Below are 23,620 nucleotides of genomic sequence, written 5' to 3' on the forward strand. Positions count from 1 at the left end.
GGGCGTTATTTTACCCAGACATGCGAAAACAGCATGTGATTCAAAAGCGTAGAGTAATAATTCCCCAGCCTTTTCGACACAAAATCAATAGTCTTCATCTGGATCATCGGCGCACCCGGCATCTGGCGCATGATCTGGTGCCCCGCCTCCTGCCAGATGGGCGCGGCTTTGGCTGGATCGGTCTGTGCCTTGGCCTGCTCGAACAGGCCCTGAACATGCTGGTCACAGAAGCCGGTAAAGTTTGGAGAAATGGCAGAATTGGGGTGGTAGTTATCACACCCAAACAGATCATCCAGAAACGTCGACGCAGACGGATAATCGGCAAACCAGTAGGCCAGAGCGATTTGAACATGGTTGGCCGTATTCTGCTCGTAAGAGTCTGCCAGACCAGCCGTAATCGGTCGTAACTGCGCTTTCAGGCCAATCTGCTGAAGCACATTCCGCAGATACGTCCCCATGCCCAGTTCGATAGCGCGATTGGGGACAACCAATGTAACCGCCTGTCCTTCCGCACCAGCCTCCCGAACCAGCCGCCGAGCCTCTTCCAGATTTTGCGGGCAGGACAATCTAAGATCCGCACCCGGAATACCATGAGGCACCATCTGGCAGAGCGGCTCAGAAATGGCGCTCCCTCCAAACAGGATCGTCATGGCATGACGGTTTACCGCCAGACTGACCGCCTGCCGGACCCTCTGATCCATGAACGGTTTTTCGTGAACATTCATCGCCAGATAATAGAGGCCAAGAAGCGGCTCGATATGCACTTGGGACGTATATTTCGCCCCTAGCTCTCCCAGTCGGTCGGAGGGCTTGGCATCCAGCATCCAGTCATATTGCCCCTGCTCAACGGCCGTAATCTGAGCTTCGTCCGACAGACCAAAACTGTACTCGATATGATCGACGAACCCATCCGTCTGCGCCTGCGGATTCCAGACGTGAAAGTAGGCGTTCCGCTCCAGAGATAGTCCGTGCTCGGGATCGTAATGCGTGATCCGGTAAGGGCCCGTCCCCGGTGCTGTCGCATTTCCAAGATCGTGAGACGAAATTCCGGCGGGCAGAATGACGGCATGAGGAAATGCCAGCTTGTAGAGAAACTCTCCATCCTGATGCGTCAGATGAAAAACGATTGTGCCATCCGGATGACCTTCAACGCCTGGCAACGTGCAATGATCTGGCGCATCCAGACACTCTTTCGCCCCAACAATCCCACCATAAAACGACGCGGCCGTCGGACTGCCAACCCGGTAGATCCGGCGGAAAGACGCAACGACGTCATCAACACGGACAGGCGACCCGTCCGAAAATTTCAGGCCAGATCGCAGATGCAGCGTCCATATCAAACCATCCGGACTGATGGTCGGCATGGCTTCGGCCAGATCAGGCACAACATCCAGCCCTGAAGGACCGCGCGCCTGACGGAACGTCAGCAGAGGGTCGTACATGTTGACGAACACCTGCATGTACTGCGTGCCGTAATTGACCTGCGGATCCAGCGTTCCTCCTGGACCATCTGCCGTCAGACGGAGCGTCCCTCCCCGATGCGGGCTACCGAGCGTCTGCCCATCCCAGTCTGGCGGTGTCCGCTCCTGGGCAACAGCGGTTCCTGCCAGACCAAGAGACAAGGCAAGAACCAGAGCCGACAGCCGCATCGTCACTCAGCGCTTTGCAAGCTGGCGCAGACGCGCAATCAGGGCATCAGCATGACCCGTCGCATCAATCGTACCCGCATACCGGGCATTCGGGTCCATGATGACAATCCGCGGAGCCGGAACGTAATGGTCGCCCTCTTTTTCATCCGGCGCATGATATTCGGCCGTCATGGCCTTGATCATGTTGGGCGTTCCTGTGAACGGCATGACATGAGGCGCAACCGGAATAACGTAATTCCTGAGAGCTTCATTCTCATCAAACGGATCCAAAGACACCGCCAGCGGCGAGACGCGTACGCCTTCTGCATGGAGCGTCTGATAAGCCTGCTCCATGCTCTTCAGCACGGGCTGGCAGCGATCTTCCGGGCAGTTCGTGTCGAAGAACCACACCAGCATCCAGGTTCCGTGGAAGTCCCCTTCCGTAACCGTACTTTCTCCAAGGGAATCAAGGCGGAAGCTGCCACCGACTTCATTTCCGTTGGACTGCACAAGAAGTCCCGGCCCGCCATGAGAGGCCAACTGGAAGCCGACCCCGGCCAGAACCGCCGCAACTGCCAGCACTCCCCAGATAATGCGATTGCTGACCCGCTTGCGGCGTTCGTGTTGGGTTTCCATGCTCGTTCAGTCTCTCAGTGTGCGTCAGCCCAGCTCGGGCCGATACCGGTTTCAACCTCAAGCGCCACATCCAGCTTTGCGGCACTTTCCATTTCCTGACGGACGAAATCCGCCAATTTCTGCGCATCCTGCTCCTGAACTTCGAAGAGCAGTTCGTCATGCACCTGAAGCAGCATCTGCGCCTTCAGGCCCGTCTCAGGCAGTTTTCTCGCCAGACGCACCATCGCGCGCTTGATGATGTCAGCAGCGCCACCCTGAAGCGGCGCATTGATGGCCTGACGTTCCGCATAGGACCGGCGAGCGCCGTTCTTGTCCTTGATGCCCGGCACATAACAGCGGCGACCAAACGGCGTCAGAACGTAACCATGTTCCTTCGCCTCTTCCTTGGTTCGGTCCATATAGGCGCGAATACCGGGATAGCGAGCAAAATACGCATCAATGTAAGAGCGTGCCTCACCCGGCGAAATCTGAAGCTGGCGCCCCAGACCAAAAGCCGAAATCCCGTAAATAATGCCGAAGTTGATGGCCTTGGCCCGACGACGGGTCAGCGGGTCCATACCTTCAATGGGAATACCGAACACTTCGGAGGCCGTGCGGGCATGAATATCCTGCCCCAGATGGAACGCCTCCAGCAAAGGCTCGATCTTCGCCACATGAGCCAGCAGTCGCAATTCGATCTGACTGTAATCCGCAGACACCAGAACATGCCCCGGAGCCGCCACGAAGGCCTTGCGGATCAGCGCGCCTTCTTCGGTCCGAATGGGAATATTCTGAAGGTTCGGCTCATTGGAAGACAAACGTCCGGTGGTCGTAATGGCCATCTGGAAGGACGTGTGAACACGTTGCGTCCCTTGGTCCATCTGCTCAACCAGCGCATCGGCGTAAGTGGATTTCAACTTGGCCAACTGACGCCAGGACAGGATCTTCTGCGGCAGGTCATGCCCCTGCTCCGCCAGTCCCTCAAGGACAGATGAATCCGTCCCCCAGGAGCCGCTCTTGGTGCGTTTCCCGCCCGGAAGCTCCATTTCATCGAACAGGATCTCACCAAGCTGCTTGGGAGACCCTACGTTGAAACTGCGCCCAACCTGCTCGTGAATATCCTTCTCGATCACTGCCATACGCGTCGCAAAATCGGCCGACATGCGCCGCAGCTCAACAGCATCGACCTTGATCCCGACGTCTTCCATATCCGTCAGAACTTCAATCAGAGGCCGCTCGATTTCTTCATAGAGGGCCAGTGACTGACGCAGACGCAGTTGCGGACGAAGCACCTGCCACAGCCGCAGCGTGACATCAGCATCTTCCGCCGCATAAGCCGTCGCCTGATCCAGCGGCACTTCAGCGAACGGAATGCGCTTACGCCCCGTTCCCGCCACAGAATCATAGGTGATCGGCGTATGGCCCAGATGGAGCTGCGACAGTTCATCCATGCCCTGCCCATGCTCTCCCGCAGACTGCGCATAGGAGATGAGCATCGTATCGTCGATCGGCGTAATTTCAGGCAGCCCGGCCTTACGGAACACCGTCAGATCATATTTCGCGTTCTGGAAGATCTTCAGAACGGATGAATCGCGCATTAACGGCTCAAGGCGCTTCAGCGTCTCTGCACGATCAAGCTGCTGATCGGTCGGCTGGTCGTCCGGCCCATCCTGCAACAGATCCCGCTTGCCTTCATGCAGGAACGGCACATAACAGGCCTTACCCGGCGCGACAGACAACGACAACCCGACCATATTAGCCTGACGCGCATTGAGACTGTCCGTTTCCGTATCCACAGCCACAAATCCGGCGGCCCGTGCGTCGGCAATCCACCGATCCAGCGTTTCGAAATCCGTTACGGTTTCGTACGGCCCATAAGACGCCTCAGAAAGCGTGACCGTAGGCGCTTCACCTTCCGCCGGAGCTACTGCCTTGGGACGAAACGTAGACTTCGGCTTCGCGGCCAGTCCCAGCCCCATCCGCTGGATCGTAGAGTGGAAACCCATCGTGTCGAGCCAGTCCCGGAGTGTCTCCTGAACCGGCTCACGGCACTCCAGTTCCCCAATCGGCTGAGGCAACGGAACGTCATCCGCCAGCAGAACCAACTTGCGAGACATCCGGGCGGCATCCGCAAATTCGATCAGGTTTTGGCGACGTTTGGAGGCTTTCATGCCTTCCGCAGCATCCAGAACCTTTTCCAGCGTGCCATATTCATTAATGAGCTGGGCCGCGCCCTTCGCGCCGATACCCGGCACACCCGGCACGTTATCGGTAGAGTCTCCCATCAGGGCCTGAACGTCGACAACCTGATCTGGCCGCACACCAAACTTGGCCTCAACCTCAGCTTCCCGAATCGGCTTCTGCTTCATCGGGTCCATCAGTTCGACGCCCGGGCAGATCAACTGCATCAGGTCCTTGTCCGACGAGATGATCGTGCACCGTCCGCCCTGCGCCACAACGGCCTTGGCATAGCTCGCGATCAGATCGTCCGCTTCCCAACCGGCCAGTTCAATCGCAGGCACATTGAAAGCCGCAGTCGCATCACGGATCAGGCCGAACTGCGGACGCAGATCTTCCGGTGGCTCGGGACGATGTGCCTTGTACTGCGGGTAAATATCATTGCGGAACGTCTGACGACCGGCATCGAAAATAACAGCCAGATGTGTGCCAACATGATCGCGCAGCAGGCGCGTCAGCATATTCGTGAAGCCATAAACCGCATTGACCGGCACGCCATCCGGGCTCGTCATGGGCGGCAGGGCATGGAAAGCACGGAAAATGAAGCCGGACCCGTCAATCAGAACCAGATGAGGCGTTTCAGACGGCACGAATATCTCCCTTCTCGCCCGGAAGGGGCGGACGTTCTAAAATCCCCGCGATGATAGGCTCATTCCCCTCCGTTTCAAACCGCCTGTGGCGTCTTTCCTGCACCTTGGCCTGCTTTGCGGCCTGCACGCTGCTTCTCGGAGCCTGCACTCACCGCCCAATGCCGGACCTGCACCCAACAGCACAAGAAAGCGCCCTCATCCTCCCGGATGTGACGCTCAGCATGTCGGATGGCGCTCACATTCCTTTAAGAATTTATCCCGCAGCACACCCATTGAAAGCCGTCATTCTGGCCCTTCATGGCTTCGGAGACAGCCGGGATGCGTGGGAGTTCTTTGCCCCGCCCCTGAGCACTGCCGGCATCGAAATCGTCGCCCCAGACCAGCGAGGCTTCGGAACGACACAGGACGCAAGCGGCTGGAGCAGCACGACGCGGATGGTTGAGGACGTACGCGAAGAGCTTGCGTGGCTTCACAGCCGTTATCCCGACCTGCCTCTTTATGTCATGGGCGAAAGCATGGGCGGAGCGGTCGCCCTGCTCCTCGCCACCAATCCGCCGCCAGAGCTATCCGGCACCATTCTGCTCGCTCCAGCCATCATGAAAATTGGCGAGCCCTGGCAGACCGTTCTGGATGGTATCGACACAGTCGCCCCCCACTGGAAACTGGATGGATCAGCCGTCCCCGGAGAACGCGTTGCAAGCGACAATATCCACGCCCTGCGCCGCATGTATTTCGACCCATTGACCCAGCACAGTTCGACAGTTCATCCACTTGCTGGCCTGACCCACCTCATGACCGCAGCGTTCAACGCCGCCCCACACATCAGAACGCCAATGCTCATGGTGTTCGGCGGTCGAGACCAGTTCGTCCTACCCCCATACACCGCACGGTTTCTGAAGCGCCTCCCCGCCGCCGTCCGACTGGATGAATTTCCGACAGCCCACCATCTGATAAGCCGCGACAAACGGATTACCGCACAAGACGTAGCCTCCTGGATCCTGACGCCAGACCAAGCTTTACCCTCGGGCGGCGACATTGCCGCAGCCCTCTGGAAAGCAACAGCTCAACCGTGATTGAACAAAATGGCGATTGGGGCTTGGCAAGCCCATCCTGAACCGTCTATTGGAAACCCGACGGACCCGTAGCTCAGCTGGATAGAGCGTTGCCCTCCGAAGGCAAAGGTCACGCGTTCGAATCGCGTCGGGTCCACCACCAATCTCAGAAATCGCTATTTTCCGCCAGTTTTTCGGCAGGTTTGACACCTTCCAAGACAGGTTTGACACTCGGTCTCAGCCTTGACATCGCCGAACGTGCCAACTCCACCTGTTCGGCAGCCCGCGTATAGCGCGCCACTTCAGCCAAACTCCGGTGCCCTGTAATGGCTGCGATCTGGTGCGTTGTGCAGCCCGCTTCTGCCAGCCTCCGAGCTGCGGCCTTGCGCAAACCGTGCGGACTGCATCCAGCCGGCAGACCTGCCTCACGGCACCAGTCGATAAACTGATTGTAGAAATTGTTCACGGACATCGGGCGACCCTTCTCAGTCGCCAGAAACGTCCCTGCGCCATTCGGCTGCCACTGGTCCAACTCGACCCTTAACTGCTCATGAATGGGAATAACCAACTCAGTGCCTGTCTTCTGCTGCCGGACATGAATGCCATGACCCGTCAGTGAGCGCGGCCCCATCTTCACAACATCACTGCGGCGCTGCCCCGTATAGAGCAGGAGAGCCAGTGCTAGGCGCTCTCTCGTGCCACTTGGCCAACGCGCCTCATATCGAGCGATCTCATCGTCCGTCCAGGAATGGATGCCATCACTCTTGATCTTCATGCGCGGAACGCCCGCCGTCGGGTTATTCTCCGCCCACCCCATATGAATGGCGTGCTCCATCAACATTGAGAGCAGCCGCAACATGCGATTGGCCGTCGTGGGCGAGTCATTATGCCGGGCCATGATCATCCGGACATGCCGGCTTTCCATCAGCAGCACCGGGTTCGCCGCATAATCCGCGCCGCGCATTCGCTCCAGCAAGCGCCGGTACACAGCCTTGGTACTCTCTTCCAGCGTCTTGAAGTGCGCCGTGTCGTACCAAGACTCGATCACATCCCTCAGGCTTCCCGTCCGGGTAACCTTCGCAGCGTCTAGCCCTCTTGGTTCAGCGCCAGAAACAGCAGCCTGGTACGCAGCGATGAAGCAGGGATCGCGCAGATCTGGCAGCGGAATGCTCTTCTGCCCCTTCTTGCGAAAGTAATACCGCACCTTTCCGTGCCGATCCTCGAAACGCTGAATGTAAGGCAACCGCAGTGTGGTCAACTCATCGCGTCCCAGGGATTGGCGGAAACAGTGACTGCCACACCTTCCCCGCCCGCTTGCCGATCAATCCAGCGATCCAGGTCAGACACCAGATAGCCCCGACGCCGCGCTGAAAGGTTTATTTGCCGAACATGCGGTAGCACATGCGTTCTAAAGGTACCTTCAGACATAGCCAGATAGGCCGCCGCATCCCCAATATCCAAAACGCGCGGTGGCATCTGAACAATTCGTCCACTCATGCTCGATACTCCGGATATTCTGGATAAATCGGCCGCAAGGACACGGCTGCTGTATGTCCAGCCTCCGTCAGGACGAAATAGGATTCCCCTGTGTTCCAGCCCCTTCCCGTGTCCTCTAACAGGCCGGCCTGAACCAGGCTGCAAATCGCCTTGTCGTCCTTCGCCGTGTAAAACCTCTTGTTTATCAAAGTGTGGTTCAGGACTGATTTTGCCTCTTCATCCAGCGCATCAGTGACTGCATCGACTGCTGGCAAGACGATGTCATTATCCGGCGACCGCTTTACGCAGATACTGGCGAATGTAATTGAATCACAATCTGTTCTCAGAAATTTCTGGTATCGAGCCTTGCTCGCCGTAGGGGCGTAAATAGTCTCACCTAGACCGTAGGCGGGATCCATTATCTGCGCATGCCAAGCCTTGCGCACTCGGGTTGCATTCGTCCGCCCGCTCATGCCGGGTCTCCTGCGCATCCAGCCCAATCGTTAAGAAGGGCCTGCGAGCGATCAATGCCGCCATTCCAGCCGCTTTCTTTGCAGTCAGGACACGGTGCATAATCGTCGTCTAGATATCCGCTTCCGCCACATTTCTGGCAGGCATTACAAGGACCGGGTGGATATGAAACGTCTCTCTGCCATCCTTCATGAGCCACATCAATGTCGATCAGCACGCCGTTGACGCATTCAACGTCCCCGCAGTTAAGCCAGCCATTTTCACAATATTTACAGTCTTTGCACACCATCACACTTCTCCCCTGCTGTCTCTTGGGGGCGTAAGTGATGAGCGGATGCGCATGAAGCGGGAATGTATTTTTCTTGTTTCGGCAAGCAGTTTCTCGACTTCATCGAAATAGTTGCGCAGTCGATCACGCTCCAGCACCATCGCGTCAATATTAACGGGATGGGTATAGAGAAGACGTTGGGTTGCGCCGAAATGTCCATCGCGGACCCACGCATCATCACTGGTGAAATCCAGCCAGTAACCGCCTGCCTTTATATGTTGGCGGACAATCTCAACTGTTGCAGCATCCTTCTGTCGTGCTTCTGCCGCGCCTCGGTCTTCGGCTTCTTGGATCATTGCCCGCGCAAGCAACCGAAAGTTATTTTCGGCCTGTAATCCTCCAAGATGATAGGTCAGAGCATCCTCCTGTGCATCACGCGATCGGAATGCGTTCTGGTCCGTGTTCTGGGTCATTTCGCCGCTCCTTTCGGCGTGCTGCGCTTGATCTGGGCGAGTGTGTTTCGGATTGATCGGACGTCGCCTGGCGTGGATGAGCTGAAGACGATCCCGCCTGTTTCGTGCGTCCACCTGAGATGCCCGCCGTTGCTGCGTCCGGCTGTCCAGCCGAGTGCAGCGGCCTGTTTGCGCAGTTGCCGCATGTCTGAATGGAGGCCGTTCACGACAGATCCTCCGTGAACGTGGCAAAGCTGGTGGGACGCCAGTTTGGGAGCGCGTCATGCAGCTGATTGCGCAGATCAAAGGCCGTCATCTTGCTCGCGCCTGGAATGTGCAGACCTTCGCTCTCCGCTGCTTCCAACAGGAAGTGGCGCGGAAACAATTCCAGGAGCTTTGCCGTATCCATCCGGCCAATAGACACATCCGCGCCTAATATCTGACCAACCCGCTCACCGATCTGATAGGAATCCTCACTGACGCAAGCGCTGGTCCGTTTCCCGGGAGCGACAACCCGTGCGCGGCGGCTGATGACCTGGAGCGCAAGGTCATCGATCTCTGCCGTTTCAAGTTTGTCCGCATGTGTGGCGACCGGAAAAAATAGATCGCGATCCATGGGTGAACCGCCGATCAGCAGCGTGATCAGGGACAGAATAATCTGATCGCGGCTGATGTCCTCCTGCATCGCAGTCGTCTGGATGGCTTGCGTCATGATGTTCGCAAGCACGGACTGCCCTGCCTTGGTGACGGGGATCTTGCTCATGTTGCGTCCTCGCTCTGCGTATCGGGTTCAGCGGCTGCCCATTCCGGAGCAAAAATGGGTTTCCATTCCTCCTCATCGTAGGCGGGCATCGCTACGCCAAAGAATTGACTTCTCTGTTCAGGATCTCGCACCTGGAGCAGGTGGGCGGTCCTCGCCGTGGTTCCAACTAGGCGCCAAGGCGCACTCGGCGCGCGTAAGCCTCGGGCAATCGCATCTGTGATAACCTTGACATTACGGGCAGTCATGAAGCCTGGATTGATCGGGGATTGTTCCACCTCATCAGGAATTATGCGTCGCCATTCGGGAAATGTGCCGTCAATCAGATCTACCAGCCCACGATCAAGCGGCTCTTCCGTGATGTTGTAGGTTTCCCAATACAGGCGGCTTTCTCGTTCGGTGCTCTGCAGGGTCACATACATAGCTCTCGACTGCATGCAGCCAGCGAACAGACCTTTTCCTGTGCGACGATCCAGAATGAATTGCTCAAAGTCTGGGCATCCCGCTTCGGTGAGAACCGCTGTTTCGTGATCATCTGGCGCAAGGTGTGGGGTGCCTACGCTCAGAAGAGCGTGCCCATTGGTCGCGGTCGTTACGATGCGATCATTGTGCTTTTCGACCAGGATGCCTTGCAGATAAGGGCGCAGGTTATCAGACGACATTGCGAAATGCGCGAACGCCAGCGCACGGCAATCGAATGTGATTTTCATCATGCGATCTTTCTATGTGCGGATGTGGGGACCAGGCCTGCATCCTCAAACCTGCGGCGACGCGTGGAGACCGTTGCGCTCGACACATTCAGCTTGCGGGAAATATCCATTGTGCCGACACCGGCCTTCATCATTTCCAGCATCTGCTGATGCAACGGACTCATCTTTGATGGGTCGCTGTTATGAGACGGCATAGGACGTCCACCACGCGGTCTTCCTGTCGGCAGAGGGTCCGAACGACGCGGACGGCCACCCTTCATGGAGTCCGGTGTGCGAAGTGGCACATCGGGCGCAAACTCAGGCACGACAACCGAACCGCTGACCATTTTCCCGGCCTCGGGAGGAAGGTCGGCGTCATTCGGATAGATCGTCGCGGCCTCAATGGCGCAATCGAAGAGGTTATTCCAAACCTCATGCACGGCCGCTTCCGGGATCTCGAAAAACTCCGCAATGGCAGGCACGGCCTTGCCACGGCGCAGGGACTGGAGAATGTCCACGATTGTCGCTGTCATAACGCCAGCTCCGGCGTGTGACCTTCGTCCAGGCGCGCTTCACCGGGTCCGAACGGACGTGCCCAGGCAACAATGATGCGGCCGCGCCTAATGGCGACGGACTGCCCTTTCTGCGCTGCCCAGGACAACGCATGCTTGCTGGCCATGAATTGCGAGTGAAAGCGGCTAACGATCACGCCCTTTGCGTCGCAGATCCCGAAGCGGGGCTTTGTTGCTTTGGTCATGAGTGCCTCCGGAGAGGTGCGCCCATGGTGATACCCCGCAGACCCTGAACCTGCTTCCAGCAATGAGCAGCAAGTCGAGCTGCGTCGATCTCAACGATCCGACCGACCGTTACTGGACGGCAATCGCGTGCAACAGGCTCCGGGAAATCAGGAACGCTCTCAGGGAGTAGGTTCAGGGTCAACAGGCGGGACAAGCTGGCGGCAAAGTCTTCGGCGCAGCGCTCCCAGATCTGGGCCATGCGCTCGTCGCCAAGTCTGGCGTTGCGGGCGGCAAGATTGCGCGTTCCGATCAGACGGTCCTGTAGGCTCCGCGCCTGGTCGTGAACGTCTGGTTCAATGTTGTCCTGCAGGAAACGGTCAAAGCCGCTCTGGGTCCGTGTGTGCTGCAGGAGTGGGTGTCTGGACGACATGGGTTCTCTCCGTCGCGTAGGGCAATGGAGAGAACATTAGGCATTGCTTAGTAAGTCAGTCAATAGGCATTGCCTACTATATCTGCTAGGCAACGCTTTCGGGAAAAATAAAGAAGCAAATAGAAGAACTTAGAAACTTTACAGCAACAAATTGACACCTATGAAAAAAAGTTTATGGAACGATTTGTGTTCAAATTATGGATTTCAGAAGTGAATCTTTTCCGTATTCCTGCGGCAATGCTGGCCGCTCTGTCTCTCGCTGGTTGTGCAAGTATTGTCAGCGGAAGCCACCAAGATATTTCAATTAACACGAGCCCTGAAGGTGCTAAATGTGCCCTCTATCGTGAAGGCGTTCAGGTCGGATACGTAAACTCCACACCTGGAGTAGTTAGTGTCAGCCGCAAAGGTAGCGATCTGTGGGTTGGTTGCGTCAAAGACAACTACGATTTCTCAAATGCCAAGAATAGTTCTGATTTCAATGGTTGGGTCATTGGAAATCTTGGTTTTGGCGGAATCATCGGTGTTGTAGTCGATATGTCAACGGGCGCGTCCCACGCCTATGACCATGACGTGAATATGACATTGGCGCCGCTTCCAGCAAATGTTGGGGCCCCCGTTGGGCTGCCTGATCATTACCCAAGCACGATTGTTCGTAAGAGCGTAAATCCAATGCAGGACGCGCAGCAGGCATCTGCTCCTGCAGAAGCACCGAAATAACCAGCTGGGCCTGATGGATGCTCTTTCTTGAGAGCATCCATGCCTTCTATAAAGAAATATGAAAATCTATTGGTGTGATCCACACGATTTCAGGATCAAATATAGGTGGAACCAGTGGATTTACCGATGAAAGGACGAAAGAATTACAATCTCGTCCAGACATGACGGTTTTTAATACAAGCTGCCCATCTGCCAGCTTAGCAACAACATCTTTCCCAAGCATTTTTAGAGAAATCTGTTCTTTTCCTGGAAGGTGAATCCCAACAATTTCCCCCGGCTTGTAGCGGGGCACCATTGATTCTCCATTCACGCGAAGAAGCTGACCGCCGTATCCAACGAAGGGTAATTCCACTTCGTGATCTTCGACGGGATCACCATCGGCATACATTATAACCCGATCCGCCCCTGAAACGTACCCAGAGACGAGGAAAACGCCTTTTTTTCGATCGGGTGTTTTGGCGGCTTTCATCGCTTCAATTGGCGAACCTAAATCTGGACCGCACAATTCTTCCAGATTGACGCCATATATTGAAGCTAGAGCGGGCAAGCGGTCTAATGAAGGCTTTGACCTCCCTATTTCCCACTGTGCTACCGATGCAGGTGCGATACCTAGTGCGCGTGCGACCTTAGCCTGCGACAAGCGCGTAGCCATGCGAAGGCGTTTAAGCCGGGATGCCCAATCTTCCATGGCCTCATTATGAATTAGGCAATAACTAATATCGCCTAGCATTTGCCTATTGTTTTATTGCTAGGCATTGCCTATCGTACTCCCATGACAACAGAGATTACATTGATGGCGATCCAAGCGGCCGGTGGTGCGACCGCTCTCGCCAGAGAATTGGGTATCAAGCCGCCTTCTGTGTATTCCTGGAGGCAGATTCCACCCAAGCGGGTTCAGGCAGTCTCGCGACTAACCGGCATCCCCCCAGAAAAATTGCGTCCTGATCTATTCGAGGTGGCAGCATGAAAATCGTCCATGCCGTAATCCGTAAATCGCGCCCGTGCGCCTGTCATCCGGATGGTGTCCGGAGATGAGTGTTCTAGCAATCAAGACCGCCACACAAGCCGCAATCCGTGAAGTCGGCAGCCTCGATGCTGCGGCATCTGTGACGCGGGTGGGCCGTTCGCAGCTTTCCGAATACCAGAGCCGCAATTATCCGGCTGTCGTGCCGGTGGATGTGGCGATCGTCCTGGATGAGTTTGCGCAAGCGCCGCTGATCCTGTCGGCCATGGCGCAGGCGGAGGGCTATTCCATCGCCCCGATCCACCTTGGAAAGGGCGACGTTGCCGAAATCATGGAAAGCGTCGCCACCAAATCCGGTTCGACTATGGCGACGACGGTTCGCGTGCTGGCAGACGGTATTGTGACGGTCGATGAGGCGCATGACCTGATCGCAGATCTGATCGACCTGCAACGTGTCGTGACGCACGCACTGTACATCGTCCAGGGACATGCAAAAGGGGGGATGAAGTAATGGCCCGCCCTGCTTTGGACTATGATCGCCTGGCTCCTGCTGTTCGTCGCCTGCATGCGGGTGGCTCTTCAGTGCGTGTGATCGCGGAATACGTAGGGATTTCACCGCGTAGCGTTTCCAGCATGATTGTCCGGCTGGGTCTTCCGCGTCGCCGTAAATCGACATCCGTGCGTCGGCGGGTTTCACGGCTAGCCCTGCCGGTCGGTGCTGGACTGGAGATTGCCCGTGTCTGACCTACTCGATCCCTTCCAGTTTTTTACAGAATTGAAAAAAGATATCGCCGCCGCTGGTAATCAGAGCCGATACGCTGCGAAAATCGGTGTCGCTCATACGACCGTTTCTGCGGTTCTGCATTCTGAGCGCAATCCATCACCGGAATTTCTGGCTGGTGCGGGTTTTGATCGCCTGGTGCGGTATCGCCGCCTGCGTGGTGGCATCCATGCGCCGCTGATCAACGGAATGGATTTTTTTACAGAAGTGAAAAAACAGATCCGCGAAGCCGGGTCTCTGACGTCCTTCTGTGTCCGCCATAAACTGCCGACCAGCAGCGTTTCCAATTATCTGAATGACAGCCGTCGTGCGCCCGACGCCCTTGTTGAGGCGGTCGGATATTCGCGCCTGACGCGGTACCGCAGACGGACTGTCCGGAGTGTCGCAGCGTGAGTGATGCCTTCAATCCCGGCCTTTTCGGCGGTGTGATGCGCTCTGTCCCGCACAATATGCCGTGCGAACATGCCCTTTTGGGCTCTGTCCTCATGCATTCCAAGAAGACTTTGGAATCTGTGGAAGAGATCCTGCGTCCAGAGCATTTCTATGACCGCCTGAATGGCGTTATCTATGAAAAGGCACTGATGATCTACAATGAAGGCCGCACCGTCGATCCCTTCACGATCATCCGTCATTTTGAACACCCGGATCAGGATCTCTGGGGTGACGTCGATCCCAAGGTCTATATCGCCAAACTCGCAACGGCCTATGTCAGTGACCGTGCGGCTTACGACTATGCACGGGAGATCCGCGAAACAGCGATGCGCCGTGATCTGATGGCGCTCTGCCAGCAGACGTCTGATGCCTGCTGCAAGCCGGAAGACCAGAAAGCCGAAGAGATCCTGGAGGGTCATGAAGCCGCCCTGATGCATCTGGCTTCTGGCAGCACGGAAACCCAGCCGAACGTCACGTTTCATGAGGCGATCTGCACTTCGGTAACGAAAGCCCGTGAGGCCGTGGCGCGTGGATCTGCACTGGCCGGTCTGTCCTGGGGATATAAGTCGCTGGATCGCCTGACGAACGGGCTCGTCGGCGGGAACATGTACGTTCTCGGTGCCCGTCCTGCGATGGGCAAGACATCCCTTGGTCTGGGCGTCGGCCTGCGGATCGCGTCCCATGGTGCCCGCGTTCTGTTCTGGTCTGGTGAAATGACGGCCGATCAGCTCGGTGCCCGTGGTGGTGCTGCCAGAAGTGGTCTGAACCTGCGGTCAGTGTTTTCCGGACGTCGTTGGGACGTGCCGGAAGAAGCCATGACAGGTGAACAACCGCCACTGGAAGACTGGCAGTGGATGGCGCTCAATAAAGCCTGTGATGAGGCGTTCCATCTCTCTCTGGAAACGGACACGCGCGGCGGTCTGTCAGTCGCCATGTTGCGGTCTCGTGCGCGGCGCATGAAGCGGTCCAAAAAAGGGTTGGATGCCATCGTTCTGGATTACGTCCAGCTGATGCGTGGATCGCCGCGTGTCCGTGGTCGCATGCGCTATGAAGAAATGACGGAAATCAGTAACGAACTGAAGGTTCTGGCCAAAGAACTGGACGTTCCGGTCATCGTCCTGGCGCAGCTCAACCGTGAGTCGGAAAAGCGGGAGAACAAGCGCCCGCAGATGTCTGATCTGCGTGACACTGGCGCCCTGGAGCAGGATGCCGACGTTATCGCTCTGATCCATCGTGAACATTACTATCTCAAGAAAGAAGCATCGTCCGGCGAGCTGACGCGACGCGATCGTGAGACGGCAGAGCAGTTCAGTCTGCGATGTCAGGAGTTCAACGATCGTCTCGACAAGGCGCGTGGCAAAGGTGACGTGCTTGTCGTCAAAAACCGGCATGGACCTGAAGGCCGGTGCCGGATGTTGTTTGATGATGAGACGACCTGGTTCCGTGATGCCGGTGAAGATCCGCGCAGCCCGGCCTGGGGTCGCGAACTGGCGGCTTCCTGATGAGTAGCCGTCAGCGTCCTGGAAAGCATGCGCGGTCGGTCATGTCTGATCGTCGCTGGCCGCTTCTGTCGCTGGCGGCGCGCGCCTTGTGGCTGGGCTGCACGGATGTCGGGGATGTTGTCCCTGCTGTTCGTGCGCCTGGTCGCACGGGTGTGTCTGTCGAAGACTATGCCCGCTATCTCGCCACAGATCAGGACGTCGTTCGATATGCCGTTGGCGAGCTGGTCCAGTGCGACGTGATGGAGCCTGTGGGCTCCGGTTTCCGTCTCAAATCCTACTGAGTTCTAGGTTTTCAATCCCGCCTCGATGCGGGTTCAGGAGTTTCTGACGTGACAGTCAGCGCAACACAACGCACGCAGCTTTCAGATGCCTTTCTGATGCAGCGGGACAATCTCACGCTTCAGGCTCTTGGCGCTGTCATGGTGCAGGTCTGGGCACAGCTCGTCATGCATCTGATCACCAATACGTCTGACGGTGTTCTTAACGTGTCTTTCCCTGGCACGCTGTCTGCGCTCGCTCGCACGCGGCTTTTCTGCGACGAAAACCTGATTGAAACCTACCTCAAAACCTACGCGGAAACCCAGCTGATAACCTGGGATGCCAAGACGGGTGTGATCGGCCTGCCATCAGAACTGAAGCCGTCACGCCGTGCGGAAGCGTCCCGTGCGAATGGCAGAAAGGGCGGAAGACCGCCGGGAAAGTCCAAAAAAGGAAAAGTGCAAGACAACCGGCAGGGATACATTCCGCTGCCCATTTCCGGAGGCAAAGACGTGACCCGCGAAAACCTAGCCAAAACCCCCCTTACGCGTGCGCCCGCGAAAGCTAAGCTTAGCTCTCTATCTTCTTCAGAAGATAAGCTTAGGCTTGATGCAGCATTCAATCGCATTGGCAAAAAGGCCTATGACGCCGCTGAACTCGATCCAGCGCGAGACATGGGAAATTACGGGCTGGCCCGTCAGTGGTGCGCGGATGGTCTGGCCAAGGGGCTGACGGAGGACGAGATCGAACGCCTGATCCTGTTCGTGGTCCGTGAGGTTTCGGCGCGTGAGAAAGCCAAGGGTAACGGCATCAGTTTCGGTTACTTCCACAAGGCTGTGACACAGGCGATCGCCCGTGGTGACGTCCCCGAAGCGCCAAAGACGCTGGATCAACTCAAGAGCGAACGTGCCTGGGAAGAAGCGATGGCGGACTACAATCAGCGCCGTGCCTGCGGTGAAATGAACCTTCGTCGTCCAGAGCTGTCCGACTTCGTGACGCAGGTGGCGGCATGAAGCGTCGGCATCGCATGGATTTGACGCGTGACGTTCCGAAGCAGGTTGCTGAATGGCTGGATGAGGCTGCGCTGACGTTGGCGGCTCTGCCTGCTCATGGTCTGCGTCCGTCTGGAGCGCGTGGCTTCTGGCCGGACATCGTGCCGGATGAAGAGGATCTGGAATGGGTGCGTGAGAGTGACATCCTTCCACCGCGTCCGACGCCTGACGATGTGTCGCGCATGGATCTCGTATTTTCCTGGCTTACCTTCCTCGGTGAAGGAAATGCGAATCGGGAGTTGCGGCTCGTGGTGCAGCTCTACATGCGCGTCCATCCAATCTCAGGAAAACACCTGCTCTCATGGGAAAAAATTGGCAGAAAACTGGGCATTGGACGCAATACAGCACAGCGGCGCTATCTGACGGCCTGCTGCCTGATTGCAGAAAAAATACGAACCGGACAAATTCCGGTTGACCGTTTGGACCAAAATGCGCAATTTTCAACGTCATGATTGCGAGACGTGCATCCGAAAGGGTTCGCGTCTTTTTTTATGCCTGTTTGAGAGGTCGAAATGCCACGTCTCAAGTGCGTTGGATCAAGCCTTCAGACGGTGGATACCCGCATCGCCAAGCCTCTCCCGAAACGGGCAGAGGCTTTTTATTTGTCCAGGCCGTGGCGCCAACTGATGCACCGGCTTCTGAAAGAACGGGGTCGGATCTGTCAGGAATGCAGTCGATCGGACTGCCGGATCTTCGGTGATCATCGACATGAGCTGAAGGACGGTGGTGCTGCCCTCGATCCAGCCAATATCGTCCTGCTCTGCGGCTCCTGCCACAGCAGGAAGACGGCCAAGGCCAGAGCAGATCGCAATCGGATGCGGTCAGGCTGATCCCGAGAAGGTCAAAAACCTTCGGAAAATGGCTAAAAACCGTCATTTTTCATGAAAATTCAGGTCAAATCATACTGAAACGGTCTGAATTGAAGGGGGGCGGGTCGAAAGTTCGGCCCCCTTGGGCGGCGCAACCGCGCCAGGCTCACGCGCAGATTTTTTGCTCATGTTTGAAAACAATCAAAGAAATCAAAGGGGAAAGGACCATGGCACGCGGTGGAGCACGTCCCGGTGCTGGCCGGAAAAAGAAGACGCAGACCACTGAGGATTGGGCAGGGCCAGTGATTGCTGACAGCAGCACTCTGAAGCCTCTCGATTTCTGGCTGGCCATCCTGCGTGATCCTGATGCGCCGTATGAAATGCGTGCCATGGCAGCCGACAAGGCCGGTCCCTTCATTCATGCCAAGCCTGCTCCGCGTCGTGATGATCAGGGTGATTTTGGCGACATGACATCTGCCGGCGATGACTGGTCTGGTCTCGTACCAAGCGCGCCTATGAGGAACTGAAACTACCATGCTGAACCTGAGCAGGCCTGACTGGGAGCCGCGTATCCGCGCTGGCCAGTCGCTGCTCCCGGACGTTCAGCCCCTGAACCCTGAGCTTGCAGCAAAGGCTGTCAGGATCTTTGACAAGTTCCGGATCCCGGATGTCATCGGCCAACCGACCTTCGGTGAGGCTGCGGGCGAGTGGTTCCGAGACATCGTCTCGCTCCTGCTCGGGTCTCTGGATCCGACCACGAAAGAGCGGCGGATCCGTGAGTTGTTTCTTCTGGTTCCCAAAAAGAACTCGAAGACTACGAACGGCGCAGCCCTGATGATGACGGCGGTCATGCTCAATGAGCGGCCCAATGCCGAGTTCCTGATCGTCGCACCAACCAAGGATATTGCGGACCTCGCCTTCAAACAGGCGTCCGGCATGGTCCGTGCTGACCGTGGGCTCCAGCGTCGGTTTCACATTCAGGATCACATCAAGTGCCTGACGTTCCGGCCTACTGGCGCAACCCTGCGGGTCAAGGCCTTCAGTCCGGACGTCATGACGGGTGTGAAGCCCGCTGGCGTGCTGGTCGATGAAGAGCATATCATTGCCCTGAAGTCGGACGCGGAAAGCGTCATGGGTCAGATCCGGGGTGGCATGATCAGCCAGCCGGAAGCGTTCCTGGCAATCATCACCACGCAAAGCGACAAGCCGCCGCGTGGCGTGTTCCGGGAAGATCTGCTTCAGGCACGGGCCATTCGTGATGGGAAGTCCCATCGTGAGGCAGATGACGGAACGCTGATCCCAGTCGGCAACGGCATCCTGCCGGTTCTCTATGAGCTTCCGGAAAAGATCCAGCAGCCCGCAAAGCTTCCGGGCGAGCGCGCGCCCTGGGAGGATGTTGGTCTCTGGCCAATGGTCCTTCCCAATGCCGGACGCTCCATTACGGTCAAGCGACTTGAAGAAGAATACGAAAACGCCCGGTCAAAAGGCATTCAGGAGCTGGCCCGGTGGGCGTCGCAGCATCTGAATGTCGAAATCGGTCTGGCGCTTCGTAGTGATCGCTGGGTCGGCGCAGACTTCTGGCAGAACGCCGGTGAACCCGACCTGACGCTCGATGCCCTGATCGACAGATCGGACGTGATTGTAGCGGGTATCGATGGCGGCGGTCTGGATGACCTTCTGGCGCTCGCCGTTCTTGGGCGTGACAGCGTGACCCAGCAGTGGCTGCATTGGGGAATGAACTGGGTCTTCGAAGGCATTCTTGAGCTTCGGAAGCGTGAAGCCTCCCAGCTGAAGGACTTCGAAGCCCAGAAAGACCTGGTCATCGTGAGCACGCCTGGGGATGACATCGAGCAGCTGGCGGATGCGCTGGAAACAGTGGATCTGTCCGGCAAGCTTGCCATGGTCGGCCTCGATCCGATGGGTGTGGGCTCCATCGTGGACGCCCTGGCGGTTCGTGAGATTGAAGCACCGCGTGTCGTGGGCGTTTCCCAGGGCTGGACATTGTCCGGCTCGATCAAGACCGCTGAACGCAAACTCGCGGATGGCAGCCTTGTGCATGGGGATCGTCCCATCATGGGGTGGGCCATCAGCAATGCGAAAATCGAGCCGCGCGGCAATGCCCAGATCATTACGAAACAGGCTGCCGGTTATCTGAAAATCGATCCGCTCATGGCGCTTCTGAACGCTGTGACTCTCATGTCCAAAAATCCAAGCCCTCCAGAAGGGGGGCGCATGGATGACTTCCTGAAAGGTGGAATGCTCAGCGCATGAAGTTGCGAACAGCCTTTAATGGTCTGCTGACCAAGGCAGCCAACGCCATGGCGCTGTCTGTCACGGGTGTCAGCCTGACGGATCTGCGGCTGGGCGCGTTTCTGGCGGGTGGTCCAACCAATTCCGGGCAGTTGGTCACGGTGGACACCGCCATCCAGCTGGACACGGTCTGGGCCTGTATCCGGCTTCTGTCGGAAACCATCTCTTCCCTCCCTCTCAAGCTTTACGAGAGACAGACGGAAAATACGTCCAGCGCCGCCCGTTCACATCCCCTGTTTGCGATCCTGTATGACCGACCGAACGCAGATATGACGGGCGTTGAGTTCTGGGGCTGCATGATTGCCTGCCTGATGGCCTGGGGAAACTGCTTTGCCCAGATCCAGCGAAATGGGGTGGGGCAGATCATCGCCCTGAACCCCTTGCGTCCGGATCGCATGACGGTGCGTCGAGATCCAAAGACTGGTGGGCTCGTCTATACCTACGCCTGGCAGCAACAATATCTGACGCTGACGGAAGACGAGATCTTTCATATCAAGGGCTTCTCGTTCGATGGTTTGATGGGTCTATCCCCCATCACCGTAGGACGGCAAAGCCTTGGATCTGCGATGGCAGCCGAAGAAACGGCTGGAAGAACCTTCAAAAACGGCCTTCTAACCCAGAATTACATCAAGGCTCCCGCCTATCTGGATAAGGATCAGCGGATCCTGGCGAAAGCTGCCCTGCAAGATTATGCCGGGGCAATCAATGCTGGGAAAACGCCGCTTCTTGAAGGTGGGTGGACCGTTGAGAGTATTGGTCTGAACCCGGAAGCGGCCCAGCTTCTCCAGACCCGTGCCTTCAATGTCCAGACCATCTGCCGCTGGTTTGGCGTCCAGCCGGTCATGATCGGCAGTATGGAGAAATCGACGGCATGGGGCTCTGGCCTGGAGCAGATGAACCTCTGGTTCCTGCAATATGGCCTCATGCCTTGGCTGAGACGAATTGAACAGGCAATTTCCCGCTGTCTTCTCAGTCCGGCTGATCGCCTGACCTACTTCGCCAAGCACAATGTGGACGCCCTCCTTCGGCCGGATACTGCGGGCCGAACGGCCTTTTACATTGCCGGACGGCAGAATGGTTGGTTTACGGCCAATGAGGTTCGGGAAAAGGAAGAAATGGCCCCACTGCCTGGCGGCGATGTGCTGACAGTTCAGGCGCAGATGATCCCGCTGGCGGATGTTGGAAAAAACGCCGTTCAGCCAACGCTAAAGCCTGTTCCGGGTGGTCAGCCTTCACCAGATCCGGCCTCGTCCGGCATTATAGGAGATCCAGATGTTTGATGGCGATTTCCTCGCCGCTCCCTTCGAGGTCAAATTTGCCTCAAACGGTGAGCCAGGGACATTCGAGGGATATGGCAGCGTCTTCGGGAATGTTGATTCCCATGGCGACGTCGTCATGCCGGGCGCATTCAGTCAGACACTGGCCGAGCGCAAGGCGCAGGGTCGGACGATTGCCATGCACGTCATGCACGGTCTGTTCGGTGGTGACGGCCTGCCTGCCGGTGTCTGGACTGATGCCTCCGAAGACAGCAAAGGCCTGCACCTCAAGGGCAAGCTCTCTGGAATGGACACGGATTACGGCAAGCGTCTGCACGGTCTGGTCAAAGACGGTGCGCTTGGCGGGCTGTCCATCGGCTTCAGCGTTCCGCAAGGTGGTGCCGTCAAAGCGGCGCAGGGCAGCGGGGCTTCTCGCCAGATTAACCGGGTCAACCTTCATGAGGTTAGCCTGGTGGACGACCCATCCAATGCCGCGTCTCGTGTCACAGATATGAAACGCCGCTTTGAACGATGGGGGCTGAAAACGGCCATGATCCCGGACAAGGCGACGGCTTCAGTCGCTGCTGCCATTGGCCTGCATCAGTCCAGCCTGAAAGGTGGTCATCCGCCTACGCAGGAAGAATGCGACGCCATGCTTCAGCATCTTCAGGCCGCGCATGAAGCTCTGACGGGAGCGCCGCTGGCGATCACAAAGAAGTCTTCATATGCGGATGATTTCCGTCGTGTGCTGGATACGCTTTCAGGTCTGGGGCGTCCGTCTTCGCCTCTGGCTGGCTTTTCTCTTCCTGATCTGGCTGGAGCGGCTGGTCTCTGACCGGGACAAACTGATCACACTCCAATGCAAGGCACCTCCGGGTGCCTTTTTTTATGGGCAAAACCGATGAACGAAAACGAATACAAGCAGGCTGTCTCTGATCTCACAAAGGCTACGGATCAGGTCAAGACGTTTGCCGAGACGGCCAAGACCGAACTGAAAAACCTTGGCGAAGTTACCAAGGAAACCAAGGCCAGTGCAGACAAGGCGCTGACGGAAATGAACGTCCTTGCTGCTCGCTTGACGGATCTGGAGCAGAAAGGTGCTCGTGGGCACGGGAATGAGCAGCAGGCCAATCTCTCGATTGGGCAGCGCTTTATCCAGTCTGATGAAGTCAAGTCTGCCATGGAGCGTGGTTCGAACTGGAAGGGTACGCTCCAGATCGAAGTCAAGAATATCACATCTGCCAGTTCAACCGGGGCTTCTGGAACAACCGGTCTGGTTGTTGCGGACCGTCAGCCTCAGATCATTCAGGTTCCCAATCGCCAGCTTGTCATTCGTGATCTTCTGATGCCGGGAACTACTTCGTCCGGCTCGATCGACTATGTTCAGGAAACCGGGTTTACGAATAATGCGGGCTTCGTGGCCGAAAATCCTTCCGCACCGAAACCTCAGTCCGACATCACGTTTGCTCTGCAGAATCTGCCAATCCGGACGGTTGCTCACTGGGTCATGGCCTCCAAGCAGATCCTGGCTGATGCTCCGATGCTTCAGAGCTACATTGATGGGCGTCTGCGGTACGGTCTCGCCTTCAAGGAGGATGACGCGCTCCTGAATGGAGACGGGACAGGCGTTAGCATTAAGGGGCTAATGGCGTCTTCGACTGCATACGCACAGCCCGCTGGCGTCCTGGTCAAGAATGAGACGATGATCGATCGTCTGCGTCTGGCCATGCTTCAGACCACGCTGGCCGAATATCCGGCTACGGGTCACATCCTGAACCCGACGGACTGGGCCAGCATCACGCTGACGAAGGACGCGCAGCTTCGTTATGTGTTCGCCAATCCTCTTGGTCTGAACGGCGCTGTTCTCTGGGGTCTGCCGGTCGCTGAAAGTCTTGCCATGGGTCAGGGCAAGTTCATGACTGGTGCGTTCCGTCTTGCGGCCCAGATCTTCGATCGTGAGGACGCAACAGTGACGATTTCCACGGAAGACCGGGATAACTTCGTCAAGAACATGGTCACGGTTCTGGCCGAAGAGCGTCTTGCGCTGGCCATCTACCGTCCGGAAGCCCTGATTAACGGCAGTTTTTCTGATCTGACCACGACCGCGTCCACAGGTGGCGATGGCGGCTGATC

Annotated in this window: 30 protein-coding genes and 1 tRNA gene; 17 read left to right on the plus strand and 14 right to left on the minus strand. The window is 57.1% G+C overall.

Annotation, left to right across the window (positions count from 1 at the left end; translation table 11 throughout):
* Positions 1-5: 5 nt before the first annotated feature.
* From AC3B6F_RS13595 to polA, 3 genes are read right to left on the minus strand one after another with little or no spacing between them, the layout of a single operon-like run.
* Entirely contained in the window at positions 6-1,649 is a 1,644-nt protein-coding gene (locus AC3B6F_RS13595) for an ABC transporter substrate-binding protein (RefSeq protein WP_489824975.1), read from the minus strand.
* A gap of 6 nt (positions 1,650-1,655) precedes the next feature.
* Positions 1,656-2,264, minus strand: a complete 609-nt coding sequence (locus AC3B6F_RS13600; RefSeq protein WP_489824762.1) for an SCO family protein — start codon at positions 2,262-2,264, stop codon at positions 1,656-1,658.
* Between the two features lie 14 nt (positions 2,265-2,278).
* The gene (polA, locus tag AC3B6F_RS13605; RefSeq protein ID WP_489824763.1) at positions 2,279-5,071 is read right to left on the minus strand and encodes a DNA polymerase I; all 2,793 of its coding nucleotides are present in this window, start codon (positions 5,069-5,071) and stop codon (positions 2,279-2,281) included.
* A 158-nt stretch (positions 5,072-5,229) separates the two neighbouring features.
* Here polA and AC3B6F_RS13610 point away from each other — a divergent pair, with 158 nt between their 5' ends.
* Both AC3B6F_RS13610 and AC3B6F_RS13615 read left to right on the plus strand, forming a co-directional pair.
* Positions 5,230-6,144, plus strand: a complete 915-nt coding sequence (locus AC3B6F_RS13610) for an alpha/beta hydrolase (protein WP_489824976.1) — start codon at positions 5,230-5,232, stop codon at positions 6,142-6,144.
* A gap of 62 nt (positions 6,145-6,206) precedes the next feature.
* Positions 6,207-6,283 (plus strand) — tRNA-Arg (locus tag AC3B6F_RS13615).
* A gap of 6 nt (positions 6,284-6,289) precedes the next feature.
* Here the strand turns inward: AC3B6F_RS13615 and AC3B6F_RS13620 are convergent.
* From AC3B6F_RS13620 to AC3B6F_RS13665, 10 genes are all read right to left on the minus strand, one after another.
* A complete protein-coding gene (locus AC3B6F_RS13620; RefSeq protein WP_489824764.1) occupies positions 6,290-7,381 on the minus strand; it encodes a site-specific integrase in 1,092 nt (363 codons plus the stop codon).
* A complete protein-coding gene (locus AC3B6F_RS13625; RefSeq protein ID WP_489824765.1) occupies positions 7,378-7,620 on the minus strand; it encodes a transcriptional regulator in 243 nt (80 codons plus the stop codon). The genes AC3B6F_RS13620 and AC3B6F_RS13625 overlap by 4 nt, the downstream gene beginning before the upstream one ends.
* Entirely contained in the window at positions 7,617-8,072 is a 456-nt protein-coding gene (locus tag AC3B6F_RS13630; RefSeq protein WP_489824766.1) for a hypothetical protein, read from the minus strand. The genes AC3B6F_RS13625 and AC3B6F_RS13630 overlap by 4 nt, the downstream gene beginning before the upstream one ends.
* A 286-nt stretch (positions 8,073-8,358) precedes the next feature.
* Positions 8,359-8,811: a hypothetical protein gene (locus AC3B6F_RS13635; RefSeq protein ID WP_489824767.1), complete on the minus strand. Its 453-nt coding sequence runs from the start codon at positions 8,809-8,811 to the stop codon at positions 8,359-8,361.
* Positions 8,808-9,017 (minus strand): type II toxin-antitoxin system HicA family toxin, encoded by a 210-nt coding sequence (locus tag AC3B6F_RS13640; protein ID WP_489824768.1) that lies wholly within the window; start codon positions 9,015-9,017, stop codon positions 8,808-8,810. The genes AC3B6F_RS13635 and AC3B6F_RS13640 overlap by 4 nt, the downstream gene beginning before the upstream one ends.
* Positions 9,014-9,553, minus strand: a complete 540-nt coding sequence (locus AC3B6F_RS13645; protein ID WP_489824769.1) for a hypothetical protein — start codon at positions 9,551-9,553, stop codon at positions 9,014-9,016. The genes AC3B6F_RS13640 and AC3B6F_RS13645 overlap by 4 nt, the downstream gene beginning before the upstream one ends.
* Positions 9,550-10,263, minus strand: coding sequence for a DNA polymerase III subunit beta family protein (locus tag AC3B6F_RS13650; RefSeq protein ID WP_489824770.1), 714 nt, complete (start codon positions 10,261-10,263; stop codon positions 9,550-9,552). The genes AC3B6F_RS13645 and AC3B6F_RS13650 overlap by 4 nt, the downstream gene beginning before the upstream one ends.
* Complete coding sequence (locus tag AC3B6F_RS13655; protein ID WP_489824771.1) at positions 10,260-10,772, minus strand: helix-turn-helix domain-containing protein; 513 nt, start codon at positions 10,770-10,772, stop codon at positions 10,260-10,262. Before AC3B6F_RS13655 ends, AC3B6F_RS13650 begins: the two co-directional genes overlap by 4 nt.
* Positions 10,769-10,996 (minus strand): hypothetical protein, encoded by a 228-nt coding sequence (locus AC3B6F_RS13660; RefSeq protein ID WP_489824772.1) that lies wholly within the window; start codon positions 10,994-10,996, stop codon positions 10,769-10,771. Before AC3B6F_RS13660 ends, AC3B6F_RS13655 begins: the two co-directional genes overlap by 4 nt.
* Complete coding sequence (locus tag AC3B6F_RS13665) at positions 10,993-11,406, minus strand: hypothetical protein (protein WP_489824773.1); 414 nt, start codon at positions 11,404-11,406, stop codon at positions 10,993-10,995. The genes AC3B6F_RS13660 and AC3B6F_RS13665 overlap by 4 nt, the downstream gene beginning before the upstream one ends.
* A gap of 174 nt (positions 11,407-11,580) precedes the next feature.
* On the opposite strand from AC3B6F_RS13665, the gene AC3B6F_RS13670 reads away from it, so the two are divergent.
* On the plus strand, positions 11,581-12,123 hold the full coding sequence (locus tag AC3B6F_RS13670) for a hypothetical protein (RefSeq protein WP_489824774.1): 543 nt from the start codon (positions 11,581-11,583) through the stop codon (positions 12,121-12,123).
* A 46-nt stretch (positions 12,124-12,169) separates the two neighbouring features.
* On the opposite strand, the gene AC3B6F_RS13675 is transcribed toward AC3B6F_RS13670, so the two are convergent.
* On the minus strand, positions 12,170-12,853 hold the full coding sequence (locus AC3B6F_RS13675) for an XRE family transcriptional regulator (protein ID WP_489824775.1): 684 nt from the start codon (positions 12,851-12,853) through the stop codon (positions 12,170-12,172).
* A gap of 63 nt (positions 12,854-12,916) precedes the next feature.
* On the opposite strand from AC3B6F_RS13675, the gene AC3B6F_RS13680 reads away from it, so the two are divergent.
* The 14 genes from AC3B6F_RS13680 to AC3B6F_RS13745 all read left to right on the plus strand — a co-directional run bounded on the left by AC3B6F_RS13680 (position 12,917) and on the right by AC3B6F_RS13745 (position 23,618).
* Positions 12,917-13,090: a transcriptional regulator gene (locus tag AC3B6F_RS13680; RefSeq protein ID WP_489824776.1), complete on the plus strand. Its 174-nt coding sequence runs from the start codon at positions 12,917-12,919 to the stop codon at positions 13,088-13,090.
* 64 nt (positions 13,091-13,154) lie between these two features.
* Positions 13,155-13,598 carry a hypothetical protein gene (locus tag AC3B6F_RS13685; protein WP_489824777.1) on the plus strand — a complete coding sequence of 148 codons (444 nt, stop codon included), beginning with the start codon at positions 13,155-13,157 and terminating at the stop codon, positions 13,596-13,598.
* The gene (locus AC3B6F_RS13690; RefSeq protein ID WP_474513991.1) at positions 13,598-13,831 is read left to right on the plus strand and encodes a hypothetical protein; all 234 of its coding nucleotides are present in this window, start codon (positions 13,598-13,600) and stop codon (positions 13,829-13,831) included. Before AC3B6F_RS13685 ends, AC3B6F_RS13690 begins: the two co-directional genes overlap by 1 nt.
* On the plus strand, positions 13,824-14,261 hold the full coding sequence (locus AC3B6F_RS13695) for a hypothetical protein (protein ID WP_489824778.1): 438 nt from the start codon (positions 13,824-13,826) through the stop codon (positions 14,259-14,261). Before AC3B6F_RS13690 ends, AC3B6F_RS13695 begins: the two co-directional genes overlap by 8 nt.
* Positions 14,258-15,802, plus strand: coding sequence for a DnaB-like helicase C-terminal domain-containing protein (locus AC3B6F_RS13700; protein WP_474514376.1), 1,545 nt, complete (start codon positions 14,258-14,260; stop codon positions 15,800-15,802). Before AC3B6F_RS13695 ends, AC3B6F_RS13700 begins: the two co-directional genes overlap by 4 nt.
* Positions 15,802-16,083 carry a hypothetical protein gene (locus AC3B6F_RS13705; protein WP_489824779.1) on the plus strand — a complete coding sequence of 94 codons (282 nt, stop codon included), beginning with the start codon at positions 15,802-15,804 and terminating at the stop codon, positions 16,081-16,083. Before AC3B6F_RS13700 ends, AC3B6F_RS13705 begins: the two co-directional genes overlap by 1 nt.
* A 48-nt stretch (positions 16,084-16,131) precedes the next feature.
* Positions 16,132-17,073 carry a hypothetical protein gene (locus AC3B6F_RS13710; RefSeq protein ID WP_489824780.1) on the plus strand — a complete coding sequence of 314 codons (942 nt, stop codon included), beginning with the start codon at positions 16,132-16,134 and terminating at the stop codon, positions 17,071-17,073.
* Positions 17,070-17,564, plus strand: a complete 495-nt coding sequence (locus tag AC3B6F_RS13715) for a DUF6362 family protein (protein WP_489824781.1) — start codon at positions 17,070-17,072, stop codon at positions 17,562-17,564. The genes AC3B6F_RS13710 and AC3B6F_RS13715 overlap by 4 nt, the downstream gene beginning before the upstream one ends.
* A 60-nt stretch (positions 17,565-17,624) precedes the next feature.
* Entirely contained in the window at positions 17,625-17,942 is a 318-nt protein-coding gene (locus AC3B6F_RS13720; RefSeq protein ID WP_489824782.1) for an HNH endonuclease signature motif containing protein, read from the plus strand.
* 206 nt (positions 17,943-18,148) lie between these two features.
* Positions 18,149-18,448 carry a hypothetical protein gene (locus tag AC3B6F_RS13725; protein WP_489824783.1) on the plus strand — a complete coding sequence of 100 codons (300 nt, stop codon included), beginning with the start codon at positions 18,149-18,151 and terminating at the stop codon, positions 18,446-18,448.
* Positions 18,449-18,455: 7 nt separating this feature from the next.
* Complete coding sequence (locus AC3B6F_RS13730; protein ID WP_489824784.1) at positions 18,456-20,192, plus strand: terminase large subunit; 1,737 nt, start codon at positions 18,456-18,458, stop codon at positions 20,190-20,192.
* Positions 20,189-21,511, plus strand: coding sequence for a phage portal protein (locus AC3B6F_RS13735; protein WP_489824785.1), 1,323 nt, complete (start codon positions 20,189-20,191; stop codon positions 21,509-21,511). Before AC3B6F_RS13730 ends, AC3B6F_RS13735 begins: the two co-directional genes overlap by 4 nt.
* Positions 21,504-22,322, plus strand: coding sequence for an HK97 family phage prohead protease (locus AC3B6F_RS13740; protein WP_489824786.1), 819 nt, complete (start codon positions 21,504-21,506; stop codon positions 22,320-22,322). Before AC3B6F_RS13735 ends, AC3B6F_RS13740 begins: the two co-directional genes overlap by 8 nt.
* 66 nt (positions 22,323-22,388) lie before the next feature.
* Complete coding sequence (locus tag AC3B6F_RS13745; RefSeq protein ID WP_489824787.1) at positions 22,389-23,618, plus strand: phage major capsid protein; 1,230 nt, start codon at positions 22,389-22,391, stop codon at positions 23,616-23,618.
* The last annotated feature ends 2 nt before the right edge of the window (positions 23,619-23,620 follow it).

The sequence above is a fragment of the Gluconobacter sp. ESL1110 genome (assembly GCF_058107395.1).

Bases quoted from the DNA above. Each gene is read 5' to 3' on its own strand.
- AC3B6F_RS13745 (WP_489824787.1), top strand. From the start codon at position 22,389: ATGAACGAAAACGAATACAAGCAGGCTGTCTCTGATCTCACAAAGGCT.
- AC3B6F_RS13730 (WP_489824784.1), top strand. From the start codon at position 18,456: ATGCTGAACCTGAGCAGGCCTGACTGGGAGCCGCGTATCCGCGCTGGC.
- AC3B6F_RS13735 (WP_489824785.1), top strand. From the start codon at position 20,189: ATGAAGTTGCGAACAGCCTTTAATGGTCTGCTGACCAAGGCAGCCAAC.
- AC3B6F_RS13740 (WP_489824786.1), top strand. From the start codon at position 21,504: ATGTTTGATGGCGATTTCCTCGCCGCTCCCTTCGAGGTCAAATTTGCC.
- AC3B6F_RS13600 (WP_489824762.1), bottom strand. From the start codon at position 2,264: ATGGAAACCCAACACGAACGCCGCAAGCGGGTCAGCAATCGCATTATC.
- AC3B6F_RS13715 (WP_489824781.1), top strand. From the start codon at position 17,070: ATGAAGCGTCGGCATCGCATGGATTTGACGCGTGACGTTCCGAAGCAG.
- AC3B6F_RS13665 (WP_489824773.1), bottom strand. From the start codon at position 11,406: ATGTCGTCCAGACACCCACTCCTGCAGCACACACGGACCCAGAGCGGC.
- AC3B6F_RS13660 (WP_489824772.1), bottom strand. From the start codon at position 10,996: ATGACCAAAGCAACAAAGCCCCGCTTCGGGATCTGCGACGCAAAGGGC.
- AC3B6F_RS13725 (WP_489824783.1), top strand. From the start codon at position 18,149: ATGGCACGCGGTGGAGCACGTCCCGGTGCTGGCCGGAAAAAGAAGACG.
- AC3B6F_RS13680 (WP_489824776.1), top strand. From the start codon at position 12,917: ATGGCGATCCAAGCGGCCGGTGGTGCGACCGCTCTCGCCAGAGAATTG.
- AC3B6F_RS13630 (WP_489824766.1), bottom strand. From the start codon at position 8,072: ATGAGCGGGCGGACGAATGCAACCCGAGTGCGCAAGGCTTGGCATGCG.
- AC3B6F_RS13675 (WP_489824775.1), bottom strand. From the start codon at position 12,853: ATGCTAGGCGATATTAGTTATTGCCTAATTCATAATGAGGCCATGGAA.
- AC3B6F_RS13645 (WP_489824769.1), bottom strand. From the start codon at position 9,553: ATGAGCAAGATCCCCGTCACCAAGGCAGGGCAGTCCGTGCTTGCGAAC.
- AC3B6F_RS13670 (WP_489824774.1), top strand. From the start codon at position 11,581: ATGGAACGATTTGTGTTCAAATTATGGATTTCAGAAGTGAATCTTTTC.
- AC3B6F_RS13705 (WP_489824779.1), top strand. From the start codon at position 15,802: ATGAGTAGCCGTCAGCGTCCTGGAAAGCATGCGCGGTCGGTCATGTCT.
- AC3B6F_RS13610 (WP_489824976.1), top strand. From the start codon at position 5,230: ATGCCGGACCTGCACCCAACAGCACAAGAAAGCGCCCTCATCCTCCCG.
- AC3B6F_RS13655 (WP_489824771.1), bottom strand. From the start codon at position 10,772: ATGACAGCGACAATCGTGGACATTCTCCAGTCCCTGCGCCGTGGCAAG.
- AC3B6F_RS13690 (WP_474513991.1), top strand. From the start codon at position 13,598: ATGGCCCGCCCTGCTTTGGACTATGATCGCCTGGCTCCTGCTGTTCGT.
- AC3B6F_RS13720 (WP_489824782.1), top strand. From the start codon at position 17,625: ATGCCACGTCTCAAGTGCGTTGGATCAAGCCTTCAGACGGTGGATACC.
- AC3B6F_RS13595 (WP_489824975.1), bottom strand. From the start codon at position 1,649: ATGCGGCTGTCGGCTCTGGTTCTTGCCTTGTCTCTTGGTCTGGCAGGA.
- AC3B6F_RS13650 (WP_489824770.1), bottom strand. From the start codon at position 10,263: ATGATGAAAATCACATTCGATTGCCGTGCGCTGGCGTTCGCGCATTTC.
- AC3B6F_RS13635 (WP_489824767.1), bottom strand. From the start codon at position 8,811: ATGACCCAGAACACGGACCAGAACGCATTCCGATCGCGTGATGCACAG.
- AC3B6F_RS13625 (WP_489824765.1), bottom strand. From the start codon at position 7,620: ATGAGTGGACGAATTGTTCAGATGCCACCGCGCGTTTTGGATATTGGG.
- AC3B6F_RS13685 (WP_489824777.1), top strand. From the start codon at position 13,155: ATGAGTGTTCTAGCAATCAAGACCGCCACACAAGCCGCAATCCGTGAA.